The organism is Georgenia sp. Z1344, assembly GCF_057652375.1.
In genome coordinates this window covers 2,149,711-2,171,263 of sequence record NZ_CM172728.1, presented here as the reverse complement: position 1 = coordinate 2,171,263, position 21,553 = coordinate 2,149,711, and the positions used below count along the sequence as shown (strand labels likewise).

Genomic DNA, 21,553 nt, shown 5'->3' with positions numbered 1-21,553 from the left:
GCCCTCAGTCCATCCGCTCATGACACGACCCATCCGCTCGTCGCAGAGGCCTCAGCGCTCACCGGACCCCGCCCCTACACCACCTCGACGCGCACCTTTCTGGCCTGCACATCCACCTCGGCCACGCGCACAGTCACCTCGGCGCCCAGCTCGAGGCCCTCCCCCTCGACGACGGCGTGCACCGCCGGCTCGGCCACCTGGACCTCACCGCGCTGCGGCTTCTTCTCGTCGACGTCCACGACCACCCCGCGCAGCTCCTCCCCCTCGCGGCCGCGCAGCACGAGAGCCTCCATGGCGTCGACGGCGCCGCGCTCGTACGCACTCGCCCTCCGACCGCCGGCACCCATCGCACTGGGTAGTTCGGGCAGCGCCTCCCGCACCCAGCCCGGCACCTCCGTATCCGCCGCGATCGCCAGGCACGCTTCGAGCCCGTACCGGTCGGCCAACCGGCGCAGCGGCGCGGTGACGTGTGCGTAGTCGGACGCGATCGCGGCGTGCTGGGTCGACACCACATCCCCGCCCTCGCCGTCGTCCCCGCCCTCACCGGGCGAGACTGGCAGCGCCAGGTACCCCGCCCCGCGGAACAACGCCGTCGCCTCGTTGAGGAACGCCGCCCCCTCGGGCGTGCTCGCCTTTACCGACCGCACGAGGTCCGGGTACGTCATGCCGTCCGGCCACGGCACGCCCAGCGCGTGGGCGGTCCGCCGCAGCTTCGCCACGTCCTTGCCCCTCGCCGGCGGCAACGTCCGCAGCACACCGACGCCCGCCCCGAGCATCATCTCCGCGGCCACGATCCCGGTGAGCAGGGAGATCTGCGCGTTGTAGCCCTCGACCTCCAGGACGGTGCGGCTGTCGAGGACGTACCGCCCGCCGTCGCCGAGCTCGACGACCTGCTCGGGCAGGTCGAGCGAGACCGCCCCGCGGGCGACCTCCTGCGCCTGCCGTGCCCGCCCCACCTCGGCCAGCAGTCGCGGCAGGTCCGCAGGCACACCCTCAGCCAGCGGAGCGCGCCCGTCGAGGGCGTCCTGCACCTGGTCGTACGTGAGCTGCGCCCGCGAGCGCACGAGGGCCCGCTCCACCGCGGAGGACCGCACCTCGCCGGTGGAGTCGATCCGCACGTCCCACACGCAGGCCGGCGCCACCTGGTCGGCCAGCAGGCTCGCGGCCCCCGCGGAGAGCACCTCCGGATGCAGGGGCACGGACCCGGTGGGTCCGTAGACCGTCATCGCCCGACGTCGAACCTCCTCGTCCAGCGCCCCGCCCGGCCTCACGAACGACCCGACGGACGCGATGGCGTAGCGGATGCGGTGCCCGTCGCCGTCGCGCTCGATGAGGACGGCCTGGTCGAGGTCGCGCGCGCCGGGCGGGTCGATCGTCACCAGGTCGAGGTCGGTGAGGTCCTTGGCAGGCAGGGCGGCGCCTTCGGCGGCGGCCTCCGCCTCGGCGAGCACCTCGGGGGAGAAAGCGGTGGGGAGCTCGAGCTCGGCGGCCAGGGCGTCGAGGGCGGCCTTGAGCTCGTCGGGGGCGGCGGTGTTGATGCGCAGGTGGCGTGTGGGCACGCGTAGACAGTAACGAGACCCGGGTCACTGCGGGGTGCGGAGGCCCGGATGCGGTCGCGAACCGTCGCCGTCACCCACGCCGACCCCGCCGCGCGACCACCGCCGCGGCCAGCTCCTCGAGCACGCCCTCCGTCGTCTCCCACGACATGCACGCATCAGTCACCGACTGCCCGTACGTCAGCCCGCTCGGCGCCGGCTCCTGCCGCCCCGCCACGAGGAAGCTCTCGAGCATCACGCCGGCGATCCCGCGCTCACCCGCCGCGACCGTCCCGGCGATCTCGCGCGCCACCTCGGCCTGCCGCACGTGGTCCTTGCCGCTGTTGGCGTGGCTCGCGTCGACCACCAGCCCGGACTCCAGCCCCGCCCGACGCACCAGCTCGAGCGCGGCCCCCACCGCGTCCGGCCCGTGGTTGCTACTCCCCCGCCCGCCGCGCAGGATGACGTGCCCGTCGGGGTTGCCGGCGGTGTCGACGAGCACGGCCCGCCCCTCGTCGTCGACGCCGAAGAACGTCTGCTCGGCCGCAGCAGCGACGGAGGCGTCGATCGCGACCTGCACGTCGCCGTCGGTCCCGTTCTTGAAGCCGACCGGCATGGACAGCCCGGACGCGAGCTGGCGGTGGACCTGCGACTCGACGGTGCGCGCGCCGATGGCCCCGTACGTCACGGTGTCGGCGATGTACTGCGGCGAGGTGGTCTCGAGGAACTCGCAGCCGGCGGGGACCCCGGCGTCGAGGACGTCGAGCAGGACGCGGCGGGCGAGCCGCAGACCGCGCGGGATGTCGTAGCCGCCGTCGAGGCCCGGGTCGTTGATGAGGCCCTTCCAGCCCACCGTGGTCCGCGGCTTCTCGAAGTACACGCGCATGACGACGTGCAGCTCGCCGTCGTGCCGCTCGGCCGCGACGGCGAGCCGGCGTGCGTAGTCGAGGGCGGCGTCCGGATCGTGGACGGAGCACGGCCCGACGACGACGAGCAGCCGGTCGTCCCGCCCGTAGAGGATCTCCTGGACCTCGTGGCGGGAGCGGGCGACGAGCTCCGCGGCGGCGGCCGGGAGCGGCTGCTCGTCGAGGACCTCGCGGGGCGTGGGCAGCGGGGCCATGCGTCGGACGCGCAGGTCGTCGGTGCGTTCGGCGCGTTCAGTGACGGTTGCGGTCATGCGGCTCTCCTCGGACAGAGGCGGTCCGCCCCGTCCGGAGCGCCCACCATGAATGGCAAAGGGCGCGGACCTCGCGGTCCACGCCCTGTCGGCTCCGGTTGCGCGCGTCAGCGGATCAACGCGCCGGCCGGGGCCGACACGCCAAACCAATACTGACGACTGATGCGCACGAGGGGAACGTACGCCAGGCGCTCCGGCGCGAGTCACGCTCGTCTCAGGGTTCGGGACGTTGCGGTGGTGTCCCTCGGGGGCCCGGTAGCCGACGCCGAACCCGCGCCGACCCATGCAGTTGGCGCCGACCCTAGAGGTTCGCCGCCGACCCATGCAGTTGGCGCCGACCCTAGAGGTTCGCCGCCGACCCCACCGACGACGTGGCCTGGCTCGGCGCACAACTACCTGGGTCAGCGGGAACTACCCGGGTCGGCGAAAGGCGGGGCGGGACAGTCAGCGAAGGGGGACGAGGCAGCAATGCCAACGTCGTAGGGGCCTTGCCGAGCCCGCCGAGCTCTGGGGCCGTGGGACATGCCAGCCTGGCCACTACCAGCGCAGACTCTGGAGGACTAGTGATCCCCGAGCACGACAGCGTCGAGGTGTTCCTCGGCATCGATGTCGGCAAGAGCGAGCATCACGCCGTCGCTCTTGACCGCACCAGCACAAAGCTCCTGGACAAACCGCTCCCGCAGGACGAGGCGAAGTGAACCGCGCCGGGTTCAGTGGAGAGTTGTGTGTGGTTCGGCGGCGGGTGCCGTCGAGGGGGTGAGGGCAGCGTAGTAGTCGTGTTCGTACGCTGAGGGGGCGAGGTGGTCGCACCAGGAGTGCGGGCGGGTCGTGTTGTACCAGTCGACCCATCGAAGGACCTCGAGCTCGACGTGCTCGAGCCGCTTTCAGGGCTCTTCGGACATTGGGTGGGGATCAGGGTGTGAGTCCGCCTGCGGCGAGGAGCATTCTGAGGCGGTAGTTCTCGAAGTTGCGGTAGCCGCGGGCGAGGCGGCGGTGGAGCTCGATGATCCCGTTGATGGCCTCGGTGCCGCCGTTCGAGGAACGTCCGGCGGTGAAGTAGGCCAGGAACGCTCCGCGCCACCTGCGTAGTGTCCGGCCCAGGCGCGCGATCTCAGGCACGGGGCACCGGTAGAAGGTCGCCAGGATCGTCTCTGCGATCTTCTTGCCTTCGGCCTGGTTCTCGGACCGGTAGGCGGCCCTCAGGTCCTGGGCGCAGCGCCAGGCGAGATAGACACTCTGGTGGGCCTCATCTGCGGTGATCGCGGTGGTGAGACGGTCGAGCTGGCGGTCGGTGAGGTTCTCCGCGCCGGCGCGGAGCAGCTTCTGGATGCCGTACAGCGGGTCGCCCTTGCGACCGCGGTGACCCAGGGTCTCTTGCTGGACGCGGCGGCGGGCGTCGTCGACGGCCTGGGTGCCGAGCTTGACGACGTGGAATGCGTCCAGCACGGCGACGGCGTCCTCTAGCTTGTCATCGATCGCGGCCTTGTAACCGGCGAAAGGGTCCAGGGCGGCGACCTGCACGCCGGAGCGGAAGTGCTCGCCGCGTTCGGTGAGCCAGTTCCTGTAGGCCGTCCCTGACCGGCCGGGGACGAGGTCGAGCAGCCGGGCACGCACTCGCCAGTTGCCCTTCGCATCGCGGTGACGGGTCAGGTCGACCATCCCGGTGAGCTCCTTCGGGCCCCGTTTGCGGGTAACGATGTGGTGCCAGACGTGCTCATCGACCCCGAGAGACCGCACGCCGCCGAACCGGTCCTCGTCGTCGGCCATCGCTTCCAGGCGGGGCCGGATCGCGCGCCACAACGTCTTCCACGCCGTCCCGAGCCGACGGGCGAGGCCCTGGATCGTGGCGTGCTCGCGACGCAGCTGACCTATTGCCCACTCGATCGCCCGGCAGGTGATCGATCCGCGCGGAGCGACCAGACCGGGATGCTGCTCGACGACCATCCCGACCGGGCAGTGCGGGTCGGGGCACCGCCAGGTCCGTTGACGCCACAGGATCTGCACTGGCACCACCGACGGCACGTCGCGCAGGACCCGCCGTCGTCGGCCACGGCTGGGCGCGATGACACCGCAGGCCGGGCAGCCCATCAGCTGCCACGGCGTAGAAACAGTGACCCTCACGACCGCGTCCGTCCGCTCGACGGCCTCGACATGCAGCCCGGGGATTCCGACCAGCTCGTCACAGCGGTCGCAGGGATCAGTAGAAGGCGCGTCCGGGCACCACGTAGCGTTGGGCATCGTCGAGGTCCTCGAGTAGAGCAGTTGCTTGGTCGCTACTGATCATCGAGGACCTCGACCCCTACCCCCGGATGCTCACCCCCGCGCGTCACCCTCCCCACCCAATGTCCGAAGAGCCGCTAAAAGGACCCGGAGCATCAAACGCGCACAGCCATCGAGGAATGCCGTAAACGCCGATGGTCAGTCGCCTAACCAGGGTACCTTGACCTCCGCGGAACGAGGCGCTTAAGAAGAGGCGCCTCACTCCACCGGAGCTGTAGAACCTCGAACGACAATCGTCGTCGGCACGTTGATCTCTTGAGGTGGCGTGCCGTCGTCTTGGAGCCGACACAGGAGGGCAGTGGCTGCCGTCCTACCCATCTCCATCGCGTCACGCGCCAGCACGGTAATGCTCGGCTGGTGAAGCTGGGTAATCGGGATGTCGTCGCAGGCCACTACGGAAACATCCGAGGGGATCTCGACCTGTCGATCGTGAGTTAGACGCAACGCCCCGGCCGTGATCTGATTTCCACCGCAGATGATCGCAGTCGGCGGTTCAGGATGGTTCAAGAGTTGCGACATTGCTTCATAACCAAACGGCTCAGATAGCGCCGCCGAAAGGATTAGTTCCTCGTCGACTGCAAGTCCGAACTCCGTCATTGCATCAATGAACCCCGCTCGACGCTCGCGTGATGGTCGAGTGCTGTATGAGCCGATGATCAGACCGATCCTCCTGTGCCCAAGACCGTGCAGGTGATCGACAATCTTCTTCATGCCCCCACGGTGGTCGGAGATCACGGCGTCCACATCAGCAAAGTCAAGACTGCGATCGAGCAGGACTTGGGGCACGGCCGAACGCTCCAGCAGTTCGCGAAGCCCAGCGCTCGTCTCGTCAGTCAGCGACAGGATCAGACCGTCCACACGCCGCTGGAGCAGGACCCGGATCGCTTCGACGTCACTGCCATCTTCACGGTCGCCTGCCGCATCGGCAAGCAGCACCGCATAGCCTTTGGACCGCAGATGCTCGGAGGCCCCCGCGACGATCTCAGCGAGGAACGGGTTGAGGATGTTGCCGATCAGGATGCCGATCGTCCGTGACTCTCCGCTCCGCAATGCTCGTGCGACGAGGTCGACCTCATACCCAACCTCCGAGGCCGCTTTGAGGACGGACTCACGCATATCTTCCGACACATCGGGGTGCCCGGAGAACACACGGGAGACAGAAGCGGGCCCGACTCCGGCCTGGGCGGCCACCATCTTGATGGTGGCCGCCCGGGGCCGCTGCTTTCGGCTCAAATCAGTGCCTTCCGCTGACTACGTGGGTGCCGGGCAGCTGCGCGTCGGCCGTGCTGAGTTCATCCACCTTACTCGGCGTCCACCCGGTGAGCCTCGATCCAGTCCCAGTCAAGGTTCAGCCCTAGGCCGGGCCCCTTGGGGACCTCATAGATGCCGTTCCGGGGATTGAGCGGCTCGGCGTGGATTGCCCACACCAGTGGGTCTCGGGCCGGCGCGAAGACCTCGACGGGGCCAGGATTCGGTGTGCTCGTCAGGAGGTGCGCTGAGATCTGTCCCTCCTCGTGGTGCGCCATCTGCACACCGTAGGCGGAACACATCCCTGCCACGCGTAGCCACTCGGTTGGGCCACCCGCCCATGATGCGTCGTAGTTGCAGACATCGATCGCGCCGTTCTCCAACAGTTCACGCACGCCCTGGCGTGACGTCTCGCTCTGGCCCGCGGCGACCCGCACACCACCCTGATAACGAACGTCGCGCAGCCAAGTCTTGTCGTGATACCAGCGGACAGGCTCTTCGAACCACACCAGTTTCGAACGATCGATCTGCTCGAGGAACTTCACCGATTCCGCGAGCGTGTATCCCTGGTTGGCGTCTGCCATCAGCTGGAAGTCGTCGCCAGCAGCGTCCGCCATCGCCATGAAGCGGCTGGCATCGATCGAGGGGTTTGCACCGCCAATCTTCATTTTGCAGCCGCCGAGACCCAAGCCTCGCAGATAGTCGACCTCCTCTGCGAGCTCGGAGTTGGACTTGTTGTAGTAGCCACCGATCGCGATAATCTCGATGCTGTCCTGGTAGGCACCCCACAACCGATTGAGCGGGAGATTCGCTGCTTTCCCGACGATGTCCCACAGCGCGGAGTCGATGGCGGACATTGCCATGATGACGAGTTTTCGATCACGCAAGATATCGAATGTGACTGGAAGCATGTCGTTCCAGAGCTTTTCGACGAACAGTGGATCCTTTCCCTTGATCAACGGGAAGAGCTCGTCCTTCATGATGGCTGCGATCTCGTGCTGAGTGTCTATCTCGTCACCGTTGTAGGTCAGCCCGACAATGCCGTCGTCTGTCGCGATGCGCGTGACCAGGGTGGCGCGCTGGGTCATGCTGTACTTCGACCCGGAGAACTTCTCCGGAAGATCGACGACAACGGGGATGATATCAATGTCAATGATCTGCACTTTTGATTCCTTCAGTTCGAGTTCGACGCAACAGGCACATCGCCACTGTCGGGCATCGACGCCCTTTTTCGATTCCTACGCCAGAGCCACCAGAGGAGGAGCACAATGCCGGCTCCCGCGCCGATGTAGTTAAGGATATTGTTCGGGTAGAAGAGGACTGCCGCTGCGGCGAGGATGCTAACCGATTCCCACCACCGGAGCTTGCGACCTGCATACCTCGCCATTGCAATCGCCAAGAGGGCCGCACCAGCCGTCACGGCAAGGGATGTCCAGATGATCGAACCAGCCGGTCCCTGCAGAAGGAGCTCCGGTCGCAGCACGAATACGAACGGGAGCACGAAGGCGATCGCGGCGATGCGCATGGCCGTAAGGCTCGCGCGGAACCAGTCGGTCCCGGCGATCGCAGAAGCCACGAACACCGTTGCGCCGATGGGTGGCGTGAGCCCCCCGAGAACGGCGAAGTACAGAGCGAACATGTGAACGCTAAGCGGGGTCGCGCCAAGCTCGATCAGAGCCGATCCCGTGATCGCGATAGCGATCAGGTAGGAAGGCACGGTGGGGAGCGCGAGCCCGAGCACGATGTTGATGATCGCCGCGAGGACAAGTGCCAGGATGATCGATGCCGATGCGATCGAGAAGATCAACGAGCCCACGTTCAGAGCGACGCCCGTCGTGCCGATGCCTGCGACAACGATCTGCGAGCCGGCAACCAGTACGCCGATGGTGGCTGCAGTCAGGGCGCCGTTGCGGCAGCCGATGACAATGTCCTTGCCGAACTCGAGGATCGACCGACGCTTCCAGAAGACCTGAACGGCCAGAGCGCTGACCAACAGGACGACGGTGGCTGCGAAGCCAGCCATGCGGACTGGGTACGCCATGATGATGAGTGCAAGAAGCGCGCTGACAGCCGGAATGAGGATGACGAGCTCGTCGACGAAGTCGCGGACCCTCGGGATCTCCTCGCGCTTTAGCCCCTTCAGGTTGTGCAACCCAGCCTCGGAATCCACAGTCAACCAGAATGAAATGTAGTAGATGATTGCTGGGATGATGGCAGCGAGGACGATCGAGTAGTACGACATCCCGAGCAGCTGGGCCATGAGGAATACAGCCGCTCCCATGATTGGAGGTGTCCACTGTCCACCGGTGGAAGCCGTGGCTTCGACGGCCGCTGCGAACCGTTTGGGGAATCCGTACTTCTTCATCATTGGGATCGTGATGACGCCTGTACTCGCGGTGTTGGCGACCGCGCTTCCGTTCACCATGCCGAACAGCGCGCTGGAAAGCACGGACACCTTGCCGGGACCACCGCGCAGGCGGCCTGCGACAACGAGCGACATCTTCAGGAAACCGTCGCCCCCACCGAGCTTCATGAGCAGCGCACCGAAGATGACGAAGATCGCGATCTGTGTCGCGGACGTAGCTGTCACGCTGCCGTAGATTCCGAGCGGAGATGTGAACGAGTTGGCAATGACCGACTCGAAAGTCTGTCCGGAGTGACCGAAGATCCCCGGTATGTAACTGCCGAAGATGCAGTACAAAATCGTGACGAGCCCGATGATCGGGAACGCCCAGCCCATGGCTCGTCGGCAGGCATCGAACAGCACGACGACCATAAGGGTGCCGATGATGATGTCGGCTTCGGTCGGCCGCGCATAACCGAGCTCGTAGACGATCCTGTCGAACTCCGACCAGACGTATATCGTGGCGATGATCGCGATGGCGATCTCCAGAATGATGGCCACTCTGTCGATCGCCTTGCCGACGTCGGTAGTCGGCTTCTTCGAGCCGGTCGCAGACTTGACGTTGAACAGACAGAGAATGATTGCAAAGACGACGTGAATAGTCGTCTGTTTAATCCCGGCTAGCGGGCCTGCTCCGGCCGTCCAGACGTGGAAGGCGGCGGACCCGACGGCAACAACGTTGAGAAGCGCCACCGCGGTCTTCTCGAAGCGGCCGCGTGGCGCTTCCTCGGTCTCGTCGTCGACGATCGCCTCGGCTTCCTCCGCGAAAGTCGAGGTCATCGGATCATGTCTTCCGGAATGTCGATGCCCTGCTCCTCGTAGTAGCGCGCGGCGCCCGGGTGGAGCGGCAGGAGTAGTTCGTCGATCGCTACCTCGGGAGTCAGGCCCTCGGTCTGGGGAAGACGCTCGTTGACCTCGTCGATGTTCTCCCAGAACTGGGCGGTGACCTCGTACGCGACGTCCTCGGAGAGCTCCGGAGCCGCCGCGACGATGACACCCCAGTACCCAAGTGTCTGGATGTCGTTGGGAACGTCCGAGTAGGTGCCGCCCGGGATGTCGACAGGAACGATCGCCGGGTTCTGATCCTGGACGGTGGCGATGTCCTCATCGGCGAAGTTGATGAGGTTGATCGGCCTGCTGGACGAGGCTTCCAGGATCGCTCCCGTTGCCTGCACTCCGGCTCCCCGGTAGGAGAACCCTTCGATCTGCCGGCCAGCGTAGGCCGAGACGGCATCTCCAAGTCCCGCCTCGTAGTAGTCGGGCGTGACACCGAGCGCTTCGAGCGCGTCCATGGTGATCTGCGTCGAGCCGCCGCCGATTGGGCCGGCGTTCCAGTGCAGGCCGTCGAGATCCGCCGGCGTCTCGGCGTCGGTGTCGGCACCGACGACGAGCTGCCAGAGCACGATAGAAATCGGGTAGAGAGCAGCCAGCTCGTGCTCCCCCAGGGCAGTCTCGGCACCCTGGACGTCGATCATGCCGAGATCGACTTCACCCGCGTCCATCCGGATGGCGTTCTCCTCGGAGCCTGCACTCTCCTGAACCGTGATGTCGAGGGCTGAACTTTCTTCAATCAGTGCCATGCTCTCGGCGCCGTAGAGGTACCAGTCGGTGTCGCTGGGCCCCCAGGACGTGGCGAGGCTGGCACTCGTTCCGCTCTGTCCTCCCTGTTCATCCTCGTCCGGCGCGCTGAGGCCGCCTGTGTCGCCTCCGCATGCAGCAAGGGCGAGGGTGGCTGTGAGCGCGGCACCTGCAAGAGGTAGCTTCGTTGACTTGCCCATCTCGGTACACCTCCGTTGGTGTGAGTTGTGTAGTCGTTGGTCGGGGGAACTATTCGGGGTGGATAGTTGTCTGTCGGATCGTCCAGGCGTCGAGCTGCCCGGAATCGGGGGTGATGCCGAGACCAGGACGTTCACTAAGCACCAAGGCGCCATTCACCAACTCGGGTTTCTCCCCATACAACCTGGCCCAGAGTGGATCTCGATCGGAGTCGGGGAACGTCTCGCAGTGGACTTCACCGGAGAGCGCGGCGAGGAAGTGACCGTGGATGTGGCCGTCGTGGTGCGGTGCCACGGCAACGCCGCGGAGATTGGCGTAGGTTGCGACTTCCATCCACGCAGTCAGGCCGCCAGCACGGGTGCAATCGGTCTGCAGGACCGAGATCACCCCCTCGTCCACGAGCGACGCACTCGACCACTGATGAATCTCCTGCTCACCCGCAGCCATGCGGAGGCCGGACTCGTCACGGAGTCGACGAAGGTGGTGCGTGCCGAGGTGCCAGTGGATGGGTTCTTCCATCCAGAAGACGCCGAGGTCACTGAATGCACGCCCTGCCGTGAGCGCCTCGTCGAGGTCCCAGCCGCCGTTTGAATCCGCCTTGATTCGCAGGTCAGGGTGGTCGTCCCGGATCGCACGTACTCTCGCTATGTCGACCTCCGGAGCTCGTCCGGTCTTGATCTTCACCGCTGTGAATCCAGCGTCGACGTATGCGCCAATTTCAGCGAGCAACGAGTCGATTCCGGGGTCGTCATTATCGCCGTTCGGGTAGTAGCCGCCCGTCGCGTAGGCCGGTAGCACCGGATTATCCGCTCCTAGGAGCTTCCAGAGAGGGAGCCCTGCCGTCTTGGCGCGTGCGTCCCAGATCGCGATGTCGAGCGCGGATATTCCGGCGAGGAGCTGGAATCGGTCGCGCATGCCGAAGTGCGGCTGACCGGTAGCCACAGCCTCACGCTTGCCAGTGGAGACTGCGAACAGGTCGCGCCAGATCGCCCGAACCTCCCACACGGATCGACCGAGCACCAGTGGCGCGAGGGTGTCCGTGACGAGGTCGGCGATCGTCGTCATTGGGTTGCCATGTGCCTGCCCGTAGCCGAGAACGCCTCCCGCCGTCCGGACGGTGACGAACACCTGTCCGGCGGTGGCGTACGCCTGTTGCGACATCCAGTACGGCTTGTTCAGGGGGACTTCCAGGATGCGTACGTCGACCTGGTCGATCAGTGATGAGCCCATTCTCATCCTTCCGGTATCGGTACCGGTAACGTAACCAGTTCGGATTCTCCGTGTCAATCCCCTGTCCGGCACCGCCTGGCGGCGGTACCGGACAGGCGGTGCCGGCCTCTGCTGTCGGAGCCCCGACTTACCGCCCGAGGTCCCGTCCCCGACGGGCGGTGACCGCGCGGGGCCCGGGGCTAGGCCGATGGAACATGACTGCGGTGTGCATGACGGCTCAACCATCGTTAGGCAACGGTCCACTTGGAACGCTGGCACTCATGGCTTCTCCGAGCACAGCAGAGACTGGACCGCGTGCCGACGGACTACTCAGCCGAGCTCGGTGCTCTGTGCTGGTCCGGATGTCGCTCGCATCGAAGCAATGCCGGTCCTCTCAGGACGCGGGCATGCCGACGCTCGGATTGCAGGCACAGGGCGCCGAGTCACACCTGTCGCGCTGAGAACTCTTCCTGCGCCACACCGTCACCATGGCAGTCGAACCCGAAGTCGACGAACAGTCAGCGATCCACGAGTTGCAGGCCCACCCGCCGACGAACCCCATACAACGAGCGCCCCACCCGCTGACGCCGTCAGCCGGCTCGGCGGGATTCTGTGAGGTGGGCGGGAACGTGCGAGGGCGGCAGGGTCGGGCGGAGAGGGACATGCCCGACGACGACGAACGCCCGCCCGCCGCTGGAGACGTCATCGCACCTCAGCCCGACGCCGCACCCACCACGTCGCACCACCTCACCCGGCCTGCCGCGTCACGTCCTCCAGCTCGAACTTCCCCGTGCGCAGCCCGCGCAGCAGCTTCCACGTCCGCGTCACGCGCGGGATCGTGATGATGAGCAGCCCGCCGAGCATGTTGAACGGGATCACCAGGCCGAACCACTGGAGGAAGTCCCCCACCGAGATGTCCGCGCCGGCCAGCATCGCGGCGAAGATGACGATCGCGTTGAGTGCCCCGTGCAGCATCCCCAGCCCGATGAGCAGCAGCCCGGAGCTCATGCAGATGATGGCAGCCACGACGTCGTTCGACGTGCCCTGCTGCATCCGGGTGGACAGCGTGATCGTCGCACCGGCGAGCAGGGCGAGCGCGATCGTCACCGTCAGCGAGGGCTGCTCGAGGTACGACGTCGCCGACGAGATGATCGTCGCGTGGTACCCGGGCAGCGCGAGCACGATGAGCCACGCGAACATCAGCCCGCCGGCCAGGTTCATCACGAGGCTGCTCGACCACAGCCGGACCACCTGCAGCCACGTCCCCTGCCCCGCGAGCACCGCGTTGATGGGCAGGAGGAACTCCTCGGTGAACAGCTCCGAGTGCGCGAGTCGCAGGGCAAGGAGCCCGACGCCGAACGCCATCCCCGCCAGGATCGTCGAGCCCGTGGCGTCCTTGACGAGGATCATCGCGAGGATCCCGAGGCCGACGTCCACGCCACCGAAGAACCCGGTGACGAGGAGCTCGGGCCACGTCCGGTTGAGCCGTTTCGACCCCTCGCGCACGGTGGTGGCCACCTCGCCGACGAGCTCGTCCTCGACGTCGAAGTCGGTCGTGCCCAGCCGTCGCCGCTGCTCGCTCTGATCCATCCGGTCAGCGTAAGGACGCCGAGCTCTCACCGCCGTTCGGGCCCGTGCGTCGGCGTCGGATACGTTCCACGCCCGACGACGACGCCCGCCGTTCACCGCCCGCCCACCAGTGCGACCGGCCGCGCACCTACGATCGGGAGACGTGGTGTCCTCCCCCGATCCCGACGCCGAGCCGTCGCCCGACCCAGGCGACAGCTCCGCCCGCCGGCCGACCGCGACCCCGCGACTCGGCACCGCACGCCGGGCGGTCGCCCGCGGCCTCGCAGTCATCGGCCTCGACGGACGCGCCGACCGCTACCTCGTCGGCCTCGCCGTCCTCTGGCTGCTCTGGACGCTGACCGCGACGGCCGCCAGCGCCCACCCGTTCATCGACGCCGCCCCGCACCTCGCGGCACCGGTCGTCCTGCTCGTCGGCATCGTCGCCGGGCGACACCTCTCCCGCCGCGTCCCGGGGTGGACCGTCGCGACGGTCCTGACGATCGGGGCGCTCGTCGTCGTCGTGGGGATCCCGTTCTACGCGAACGCGCAGGCCGCGATCGGCGTCCAGCTCGTCGCGCTCGCCGGCCTGCTCCGACTCGGCACTGACCCCGGCGACGCTCGCACCAGCACGCACCTCAGCGTCTCGACGACGATGCTCCTCGTCGTCGCCGTCCTGCTCGCGGCGCGCGCCCAGGCCGGGATGGTCCTCGTCCTCGCGACGGCGGCGGTCGTCGCCCTCGTCGTCGCCACGCGCCGCGGCCCACCAGTGCGCACCGTCGCGGCGGTCGGGGCGGGTCTGGGCCTCGCCGCAGCGGTGGTCGTCGCGTGGCTCGGCAGCCGCGAGACGTGGCCGGGATTCCTCGCGGCCGAGGGCAGCCTCAGCTCGGCCCGCCACCGGCTCTGGGGCGACGCCCTCGACCTGTGGGCGCAGCGCCCGCTCACCGGGTCCGGTCCGGGGTCGTTCGTCGAGCACTCTGCCCTCGCCGCGGGGAACGCGAAGCTCTCCGAGGTCCACTCCGACGTGCTGCAGGTGGGCGCGGAGCTCGGCGCCGTCGGGGTGGTGCTGCTGCTCGCGATGTTCGTCGTGGCCTACGGGGTGGCCACCCGCGGCTCGCGCGCCGCCGCCGCGATCGCCGCCACGGCCTGGACCGCGCTGGCGATCCACTCGAGCATCGACCACCTGGCCGAGTTCCCGCCGCTGGTCCTCATGGCCGGCGTCGTCCTCGGCTGGGCGGGCACGCATCGCGCGTCACGAGGGGCGGCCACCGAGACGTTCGAACGCCCGACGACGACGACACCCCGCCGCTGACGACTCCGCTCGACGACGAACCCAGACGTTGCGTGCCGACCCTAGAGGTTCACCGCCGAACCCAGACGTTGAGTGCCGAACCTAGAGGTTCACCGCCGAACCCAGTCGTGGTGTGCCGACCCTAGAAGTTCATCGCCGAACCCAGTCGTTGTGTACCGACCCTAGAGGTTGACCGCCGAGCCAGCGGACGACGTCACCTGGGTCGGCGCACAACTACCTGGGTCGGCGGCAACCTGTGAGGTCGGCGCACAACTACATGGGTCGGCGGAAGGTGCTGGGGTCGGCGCGCAACTACCTGGGTCGGCGGGAAGAGGTGAGGTCGGCGCACAACTACATGGGTCGGCGGTGAGTGGTGGGGTCGGCGCTGCCGAGGCTCCGGCGCTGCTCGCTCCGATCCTTCCGATCAGCGACGAGCTCCGCGGGCCCGACCGCCTGCCCGCCGTCGGGCACCGGCTGCCCGTCGACGCGTGCCTACGACGAACCGCTGGTTCGCGGATTGCTCGCCCCGGCCTCGCGCGCCTCGCGGGCCGAGGCGACGTCGTCGATGATGACGACGATGTGCCGCATGCCGGACAGGAGGGAGCCGTAGAGCGGCCAGCTCTCCGCCGGGAGCTCGTGCTCGTGGGACACGTCCCGCGCCAGGGCGGTCAGCCGGCCGAGGACCGGCTCCACGTCCGCGTCGGGATCGGCGACGGCGTGACCCGTGTCGCGCACGATCGTGGTCCACCGCTCGCGGAACTCCTCGTCCCACGCGCCCTCGGCGTAGGCGGCCTCGTACAAGGTCCGGGCCAGGTGACGCAGGTGCGAGACCCCCTCGTCGACGCGCTCGAGGATGTTCTCGTAGCCGACCTCCTCGCCCGTCCTCGACCGACGAGCGAGGCGCTCCCGGGGGTTGTACCGCCGGCTCTCGGTGGCGAAGCGCACCGACTGCCACGCGGTGTCCAGCTCGTGGGTCATCGACTCGATCTCGTCCCGCCACGACTCGGCCTTGTCGGTCTCCCAGGATCTCGAGAACTCGTCGGCCATGTCGACCAGGACGTCCCCCATCCGGCGGTTGATGCTGTCCACGTACCGCGAGGCCTGCTGATCGCGCAGCGGCGGGATGACCAGCAGGTTGACCGCGACCCCGATGACCACGCCGAGGCCGACCTCGATGATGCGGTCGAGCAGCAGCGGTTGCTGCTCGGAGAATCCGCTGCCGAGGACGAAGATCGCGGTGGTCGCGATCGCGACGCCCTCGTCGCGGATCCAGCTGATTCGCGCTCCGGCCAGCCCGACGAACAGTGCGAGAGCGAAGGTCCACACGTTCACCCCGAGGTAGGCGCCCACGAGGAACGACAGCCCGACGCCCAGCGCCGAGGCCACCGTCGACTGCACCCCGCGCGACAGCGATCGGTGGACCGTGGCGTGCACGGTCAGCAGCGCCGTCCACGGAGCGAGGAAGGGCAGCGGAGAGCTGAGCACGGTGGTTGAGACCCACCACGCCGCGGTGGCCGCGGCGACGCTCTTGAGGATCTGCAGCAGGTCGGTCGTGAACTGTGGCCGCAGGGCCAGCTCTCGCAGTGGACGCATCCGCCCATCGTCCCTGCACCCGGCGCCGCCCCTGCCGGCCACCTCGCCGTGCGAGACGGTCCGCGCTGTGGTGCACTGCCCGTGACGGCGTGCGCTCGCGCGCGTCGACCCGGCACACCGTGAGGAGGCCAGTCGTGAGCGTGGGTCCTGCGCGCCGGCCCGACGTCTGCGTCGTCGTCCCCGCGCGTGACGAGGAGGCGCTGATCGGGCGCACGCTCGACTCCCTGCGGGCGGCCGCCGGAGCGGCCGGGGCGGAGGTGAGCGTCATCGTCGTCGCCGACTCGTGCACCGACGGCACCGCGGCGATCGCCCGGGCCTGCGGCGCGGAGGTGCTCGAGATCGACGCGCGCAACGTCGGTGCCGCCCGCCAGGCCGGCTGCGACCGCGCCCTGCTGTCCGGCGCCGCACCGGACCCGCGCTCCTGGATCGCGACGACGGACGCGGATTCCGTGGTCCCCGAGGACTGGGTCGCGGCGCACCTTCGATACCGGTCGAGGCAGGTCGACCTCGTGGTGGGGACCGTCGCGCTTGAGGGCGGTCACGCCGAGGACCCCCTCGCCCGCGCCTGGGCCGAGCAGTACGCGAGCGCCGTCAGCGCGCGCGGCCACGACCACGTGCACGGCGCCAACCTCGGCCTCTCCGCGCAGGCCTTGCGGCTCCTCGGCGGCTTCCGACCGCTGCGGACCGGCGAGGACGTCGACCTCGTGCGCCGCGCCGCGGCCCGCGGGCTGTGCACGGTGCGCGCCCTGGACATGCCCGTCGTCACCTCCCGCCGCACCGCCGGCCGCGCACCCGCCGGCTTCGCGGGCGACCTCGCCGACCTGGCCGAATCCCTCGCCCCGGCCGGGACCTGCCCCGCGTGACAACCGCCCCGACGCGACCGACGGACCACCCGGCCTCGCCCGACGGCCACCGCAGCGTGGGGCACGGGCGCGCATCCCTTCGCGGAGCACGAGACCGCAGCACATCCCGAGCACAGGAAGGACCGTGATGGCGACACCGTCGCACGAGCACGAGCACGAGGAGCGAGCCCCGGGCACGGACGGGCCGACGGCGAGGCGCCCGTGAGCTCCGCGCGCGGCACCTACGGCCGGCTCCTCGCGGGGCTGGAGCTCCCGCTGCCGGGCCGCGGGAGAACCCTCGCCCGCTGGCGCGCGCTCGCCGAGCTGACGGCCGCGAACGTGGTGACCGGCCGGCTCGCCGAGGCGCACGCCGACGCCGTCGCGATCACCACCGACCTCGGCGCGCCGGAACTGGTGGAGCCCGGCTCCCACTGGGGCGTCTGGGCGGCCGAGCCACCCCGCCCCCGGCTCTACGCCGCCGAGGCGGGCGGCAGCTGGACGCTGACCGGCACCAAGCCGTGGTGCTCGGGCGCGTCGCTGTGCACGCACGCGCTCGTCACCGCCACGACCGACGACGACGGCGCGGTGGCACTGTTCGCCGTCGACCTGCGCCTGCCCGGGGTGCGCGCCGTGCCGGACACCTGGCCGGCCGTGGGTATGGCAGACAGCGACTCAGGATGGGTGGAGCTCGAGGGCGTCCCCGCGCGCCGCCTCGGCAGCCACGCCGACTACCTCGACCGACCCGGCTTCTGGCACGGCGGCGCCGGCGTGGCCGCCTGCTGGTTCGGCGGGGCCGCGGGCGTCGCGGCTCCCCTGCTGGCGCGGGCCGCCCGTCCCGGCGCCTCTGACCTGGTCCGCGCACACGCCGGCGCGACCGCTACTGAGCTCGGGGCCGGGTGGGCGATGCTCACCGAGGCCGCGGCGACGATCGACGCCGACCCCGACGACCGGGACGGCCTCCGCGCGGCGCGGGCGCTCGCGGTGCGCACCCGCATCGACCGCCTCGCCGCCACCGTCGTCGAGCGCGTCGGCCGGGGCCTCGGCGCCGGTCCCCTGTGCGCGGACGGCGACCATGCCCGGCGCGTGGCCGATCTCGGTGTCTACATCCGCCAGACCCACGCCGAGGCCGACGAGGCCCAGATCGCCGCCGAGGTCGCCGCCCGCGCCGAGGCGGGCGAGGACGCGACCACCCTGTGGGAAGCGATCATCGGGTTCTCCCCCACCGGGGCGAACGCCCCGGAACGAGCCCCGGCAGCGGACCGTCCGGCGAGCACCGACGATGATGCCTGAGCCGCTCTTCCGCGCCGAGGACCCGCCGGCCACGTCCGAGCCGTCGCTGGCCCGGTTCGAGTCCCGACTCGCGCCGTGGACGCTGCGCGCGGCGCGGACCGGCGACCACCGTCCTGCCGACCAGGCACCCGACGACGCCGCACCACCCGAGATCGCCGCGGCACCGGCGCTGCTCGTGCTCTCCCCGCACCCCGACGACGAGGTACTCGGCGCCGGCGCCCTCATCGGCACGGCCGCCCGCGAGGGGATCCCGACGCTCGTGCTCGCCGTCACCGACGGCGACGCCTCCCACCCGCCCGAGCTCGTCGCACCGGCGGACCTTGCCGAGCTCCGCGCCGCGGAGTCCCGCGCCGCGCTGGCCTCGCTCGCGGGGCTGGCCGCCGACCCGGACCACGAGATCCGGCGCACCCGGCTGCGGCTGCCCGACGGGCGAGTCACCGAGCACGAGGACGCCCTCGCCGAGCGCATCGGCGCGGCGCTCGGCCGACTCCCGCCGGGGACGTGGGTGGCCGCACCGCTGCGCCACGACGGGCACCCGGACCACGACGCGACCGGGCGCGCCGCCCGCCGAGCCCTGGCACGAGTCCCGACGGCGCGGCTCGTCGAGTACCCGGTGTGGCTGTGGCAGCACACGCAGCCCCACGAGCACCCGGTCATCGACTGGGGCAGCGCGCGGGCGCTGGTCGTCGACGACGAGCTCGACCACGCACGGTCCGCAGCCATGGACGCGTTCCGCTCGCAGATCAGCCTCGACCTCGGCGTGCCCACCGGCCGCGCCGGCGTAGACCCGGAGCACCAGGTGGTCCTGCCCCGCCGGGTGCGGGACCGGATGCTGCGCCGCCGCCAGGTCGTTTTCCCCCACCCGGCGGCCGGGTTCGCCGCGATCTACGACCGCGGGGAGGACCCGTGGTCGGTCACCGGGCGCTGGTACGAGGAGCGCAAGTACGCCCTGACGGCGGCGCTGCTGCCGCGGCGGACCTTCCGGCGGGGCTACGAGCCGGGCTGCTCGATCGGCGGACTCACGGCGCTGCTGGCCGAGCGCTGCCAGCAGCTCCTCGCCACCGACGTCGTCCCCGCCGCGCTGGAGACCGCGCGCGAGCGCGTCCCGCCTCCGCACGTGGACTTCCGGGTGGGCGGCATCGCCGACTGGCCCGCGGGAGAGCTCGACCTCATCGTGCTCAGCGAGCTCGCGTACTACCTCGACGACACAGAGTTCGAGGACACCCTCCGCCACGCGCGCGAGTCCCTGGCGGTCGACGGGGTGCTCGTGGCGGCCCACTGGCGGCACCCGATCCCCGGCGCCTACCGGAACGCGGACGCGATCCATCGGGCCCTGGCGGACCAGCCTGGCTGGGCGCGGCTGGCGTCCTACCGGGACGAGGACATGCTCATCGAGACGTTCGGCCCGCCGCGCCCGAGCGTGGCGAGCGAGGAGTTCCTCGGCGGCGACTAATCGGGCGCTGCGCACCACCGGCCGACGTCGAACCCAGACGTTGCGTGCCGACCCTAGAGGTCCCCTGCCGAGCCAATAGACGGCGTGGCCTGGCTCGGCGCACAACTACCTGGGTCGGCGGGAGGTACTGAGGTCGGCGGACAACTACACGGGTCGGCGGAGGGGAGGACGAGCCGACGTCGAACCCAGACGTTGCGTGCCGACCCTAGAGGTCCCCTGCCGAGCCAGTAGACGGCGTGGCCTGGCTCGGCGCACAACTACCTGGGTCGGCGGAAAGAGGTGAAGAGTCAGTCCGTCGGCCGACCAGCCCCACCACCAGGCGCCTGCGTCTGGAACGCCCCCCGCGTCGAGCTGTCCCGGTACTCCGTGTACATGTACGGGTTGTCGAGGACCTTGGTCTCGGGGATGTCGGGGTTCATCCCGGCCTGCCAGACGTCGTCGCCGAGGGTCGAGCGCAGGTGCTCGACCGTGTCCTCGAGCCGCGAGCGCATCGCCGGCAGGTCCACGCCCACGAGCCGCCCGTCGAACTTCTTCACGTCCCCGCCGACGAGCACCGTGTGGACGTCCCCGCGGCTCGCCTGCATCGCGATGTGCCCGTACGGGTTCAGCACAGGGAACATCGTCGGCGAGTGGTCGTTCTTCAGCAGCACGACGTCGCCGAGCTTTCCCACCTCCAGCGACCCGAGCTCCCGCTCACGCCCGATCGCGCGAGCCCCACCCCGCGTCGCCCACTCGACCACGTGCTGCGCTCGCAGGTGCGAGTGCGTCACCGTGTCGCCGTGCTCGTGGGCGGTGAGGTGCTCCCAGGAGCGGTCGGCGCCCAGGGTGGTGCGCATCGCGGAGAACAGGTCGGCGCTGAACCAGGCGCTCGTGTCGACGGACAGGGACACCGGGATGTCGTGCGCGCGCAGCGCGTGGGAGGGCGGGTAGCCCTGGCCGCAGCTCTGCTCGCTCTCCGTCGAGAGCGACACGATGCCGCCGGTCGCGGCGATCCGCTGGTAGGAGTCCTCGCTGAGCGTGGCCGCGTGGACGTACACGGTGCCGGGCTCCATGAAGCCGTGCTCGTGCATGAGCCGCACGCCGTCGTCGTTGGTCGCGCCCCACACGCCGGCGTGGGTGGTCACCCGCACGTCGAGCTCGCGGGCCACCTCGAACGCCTTCTGCTCGGGGAACGCCGGGTCGCCGGTGACGTCGAACGCCAGCTGCACGCCGGCCAGCCTCGAATCAGCACGAGCGCTCTCGAACACGCGGCGGTAGGCCGGGTCGGCGGTCCACTCCCACGGGCCGCCGAAGATGTTGCCGAAGCCAATGACGTACCGACCCGGCGAGCTCACCAGGGCGTCGATGGCGGCCTCGGCGTGCTCGACGGACTGCAGCCCGTGCGACCAGTCCACGGTCGTGGTGATGCCCGACTCGATCGCGTCGAGCGCGCTCAGCGCGTTCCCCGCCGCGTAGTCCTGGGGTCGGAACGCGGTGCCGTGCTCGAGGTAGTACCAGACGAAGTACTGCGTGAGCGTCCAGTCCGAGCCGTAGGCGCGCATGGCGGTCTGCCACATGTGCCGGTGGGAGTCGATCATGCCGGGCATGACGATGCCGCCGGCGGCGTCGATCTCGAACGTGCCGTCGGGCACGGCGAGCGCCGGTCCGATCGCGGCGATCTCTCCTTCGACGACGAGGACGTCGGCGCCCTCGTGCACGGTCCGCCTCTCGTCCATCGTGACGACGATGCCGCCGCGCAGCACGATCGGCCGGCCTGATTCGGGTGCGGGGGTGGTCATTGCATGCTCCTCGTTGAGAATGTCTGGACGGTTCGTTGTCGATCCGGGGGTGGGCCGAGCCAGTGCTGGTCCCGTGTCGAGCCCGCACAGGGCCCGCATCGAGCCCAAGCC

At 69.3% G+C, this 21,553-nt stretch carries 15 protein-coding genes and 2 pseudogenes; 5 read left to right on the top strand and 12 right to left on the bottom strand.

Features of this window, described 5'->3' with window-relative positions:
* Positions 1 to 74: 74 nt before the first annotated feature.
* Positions 75 to 1,559 (bottom strand): RNB domain-containing ribonuclease, encoded by a 1,485-nt coding sequence (locus tag AC24FB_RS09785; protein ID WP_425715552.1) that lies wholly within the window; start codon positions 1,557 to 1,559, stop codon positions 75 to 77.
* 70 nt (positions 1,560 to 1,629) lie between these two features.
* Entirely contained in the window at positions 1,630 to 2,712 is a 1,083-nt protein-coding gene (locus AC24FB_RS09780; protein WP_425715553.1) for a 3-deoxy-7-phosphoheptulonate synthase, read from the bottom strand.
* A gap of 515 nt (positions 2,713 to 3,227) precedes the next feature.
* On the opposite strand from AC24FB_RS09780, the pseudogene AC24FB_RS09775 reads away from it, so the two are divergent.
* Positions 3,228 to 3,407 (top strand): annotated as a pseudogene (locus AC24FB_RS09775) (IS110 family transposase); the annotation flags it as partial.
* A gap of 15 nt (positions 3,408 to 3,422) precedes the next feature.
* Here AC24FB_RS09775 and AC24FB_RS09770 read toward each other — a convergent pair.
* The 8 genes and pseudogenes from AC24FB_RS09770 to AC24FB_RS09735 all read right to left on the bottom strand — a co-directional run.
* Positions 3,423 to 3,551, bottom strand: a pseudogene (locus AC24FB_RS09770) (hypothetical protein); the annotation flags it as partial.
* A 73-nt stretch (positions 3,552 to 3,624) separates the two neighbouring features.
* Entirely contained in the window at positions 3,625 to 4,950 is a 1,326-nt protein-coding gene (locus tag AC24FB_RS09765) for an ISL3 family transposase (RefSeq protein WP_425715554.1), read from the bottom strand.
* Between the two features lie 240 nt (positions 4,951 to 5,190).
* Positions 5,191 to 6,225, bottom strand: coding sequence for a LacI family DNA-binding transcriptional regulator (locus AC24FB_RS09760; RefSeq protein WP_487560167.1), 1,035 nt, complete (start codon positions 6,223 to 6,225; stop codon positions 5,191 to 5,193).
* 68 nt (positions 6,226 to 6,293) lie between these two features.
* Positions 6,294 to 7,403 (bottom strand): mandelate racemase/muconate lactonizing enzyme family protein, encoded by a 1,110-nt coding sequence (locus AC24FB_RS09755; protein ID WP_425715556.1) that lies wholly within the window; start codon positions 7,401 to 7,403, stop codon positions 6,294 to 6,296.
* A gap of 11 nt (positions 7,404 to 7,414) precedes the next feature.
* The gene (locus AC24FB_RS09750) at positions 7,415 to 9,424 is read right to left on the bottom strand and encodes a TRAP transporter permease (protein ID WP_425715557.1); all 2,010 of its coding nucleotides are present in this window, start codon (positions 9,422 to 9,424) and stop codon (positions 7,415 to 7,417) included.
* Positions 9,421 to 10,422 carry a TAXI family TRAP transporter solute-binding subunit gene (locus tag AC24FB_RS09745; RefSeq protein WP_425715559.1) on the bottom strand — a complete coding sequence of 334 codons (1,002 nt, stop codon included), beginning with the start codon at positions 10,420 to 10,422 and terminating at the stop codon, positions 9,421 to 9,423. Before AC24FB_RS09745 ends, AC24FB_RS09750 begins: the two co-directional genes overlap by 4 nt.
* A 49-nt stretch (positions 10,423 to 10,471) precedes the next feature.
* Complete coding sequence (locus AC24FB_RS09740) at positions 10,472 to 11,650, bottom strand: mandelate racemase/muconate lactonizing enzyme family protein (RefSeq protein WP_425715560.1); 1,179 nt, start codon at positions 11,648 to 11,650, stop codon at positions 10,472 to 10,474.
* 726 nt (positions 11,651 to 12,376) lie between these two features.
* Positions 12,377 to 13,219: a formate/nitrite transporter family protein gene (locus AC24FB_RS09735; protein ID WP_425715561.1), complete on the bottom strand. Its 843-nt coding sequence runs from the start codon at positions 13,217 to 13,219 to the stop codon at positions 12,377 to 12,379.
* Between the two features lie 142 nt (positions 13,220 to 13,361).
* Here AC24FB_RS09735 and AC24FB_RS09730 point away from each other — a divergent pair, with 142 nt between their 5' ends.
* A complete protein-coding gene (locus AC24FB_RS09730) occupies positions 13,362 to 14,507 on the top strand; it encodes an O-antigen ligase family protein (RefSeq protein ID WP_425715562.1) in 1,146 nt (381 codons plus the stop codon).
* A 471-nt stretch (positions 14,508 to 14,978) separates the two neighbouring features.
* Here the strand turns inward: AC24FB_RS09730 and AC24FB_RS09725 are convergent, their stop codons facing one another.
* On the bottom strand, positions 14,979 to 16,079 hold the full coding sequence (locus tag AC24FB_RS09725) for an FUSC family protein (RefSeq protein WP_425715563.1): 1,101 nt from the start codon (positions 16,077 to 16,079) through the stop codon (positions 14,979 to 14,981).
* Positions 16,080 to 16,213: 134 nt separating this feature from the next.
* On the opposite strand from AC24FB_RS09725, the gene AC24FB_RS09720 reads away from it, so the two are divergent.
* From AC24FB_RS09720 to AC24FB_RS09710, 3 genes are all read left to right on the top strand, one after another.
* Positions 16,214 to 16,942 (top strand): glycosyltransferase family 2 protein, encoded by a 729-nt coding sequence (locus AC24FB_RS09720; protein WP_425715564.1) that lies wholly within the window; start codon positions 16,214 to 16,216, stop codon positions 16,940 to 16,942.
* 201 nt (positions 16,943 to 17,143) lie between these two features.
* Entirely contained in the window at positions 17,144 to 18,211 is a 1,068-nt protein-coding gene (locus AC24FB_RS09715) for an acyl-CoA dehydrogenase family protein (RefSeq protein ID WP_425715565.1), read from the top strand.
* Positions 18,201 to 19,664, top strand: coding sequence for a PIG-L family deacetylase (locus tag AC24FB_RS09710; protein ID WP_425715566.1), 1,464 nt, complete (start codon positions 18,201 to 18,203; stop codon positions 19,662 to 19,664). Before AC24FB_RS09715 ends, AC24FB_RS09710 begins: the two co-directional genes overlap by 11 nt.
* Positions 19,665 to 19,951: 287 nt before the next feature.
* Here AC24FB_RS09710 and AC24FB_RS09705 read toward each other — a convergent pair whose 3' ends face one another.
* Positions 19,952 to 21,442: an amidohydrolase family protein gene (locus tag AC24FB_RS09705; RefSeq protein WP_425715567.1), complete on the bottom strand. Its 1,491-nt coding sequence runs from the start codon at positions 21,440 to 21,442 to the stop codon at positions 19,952 to 19,954.
* Positions 21,443 to 21,553: the final 111 nt, after the last annotated feature.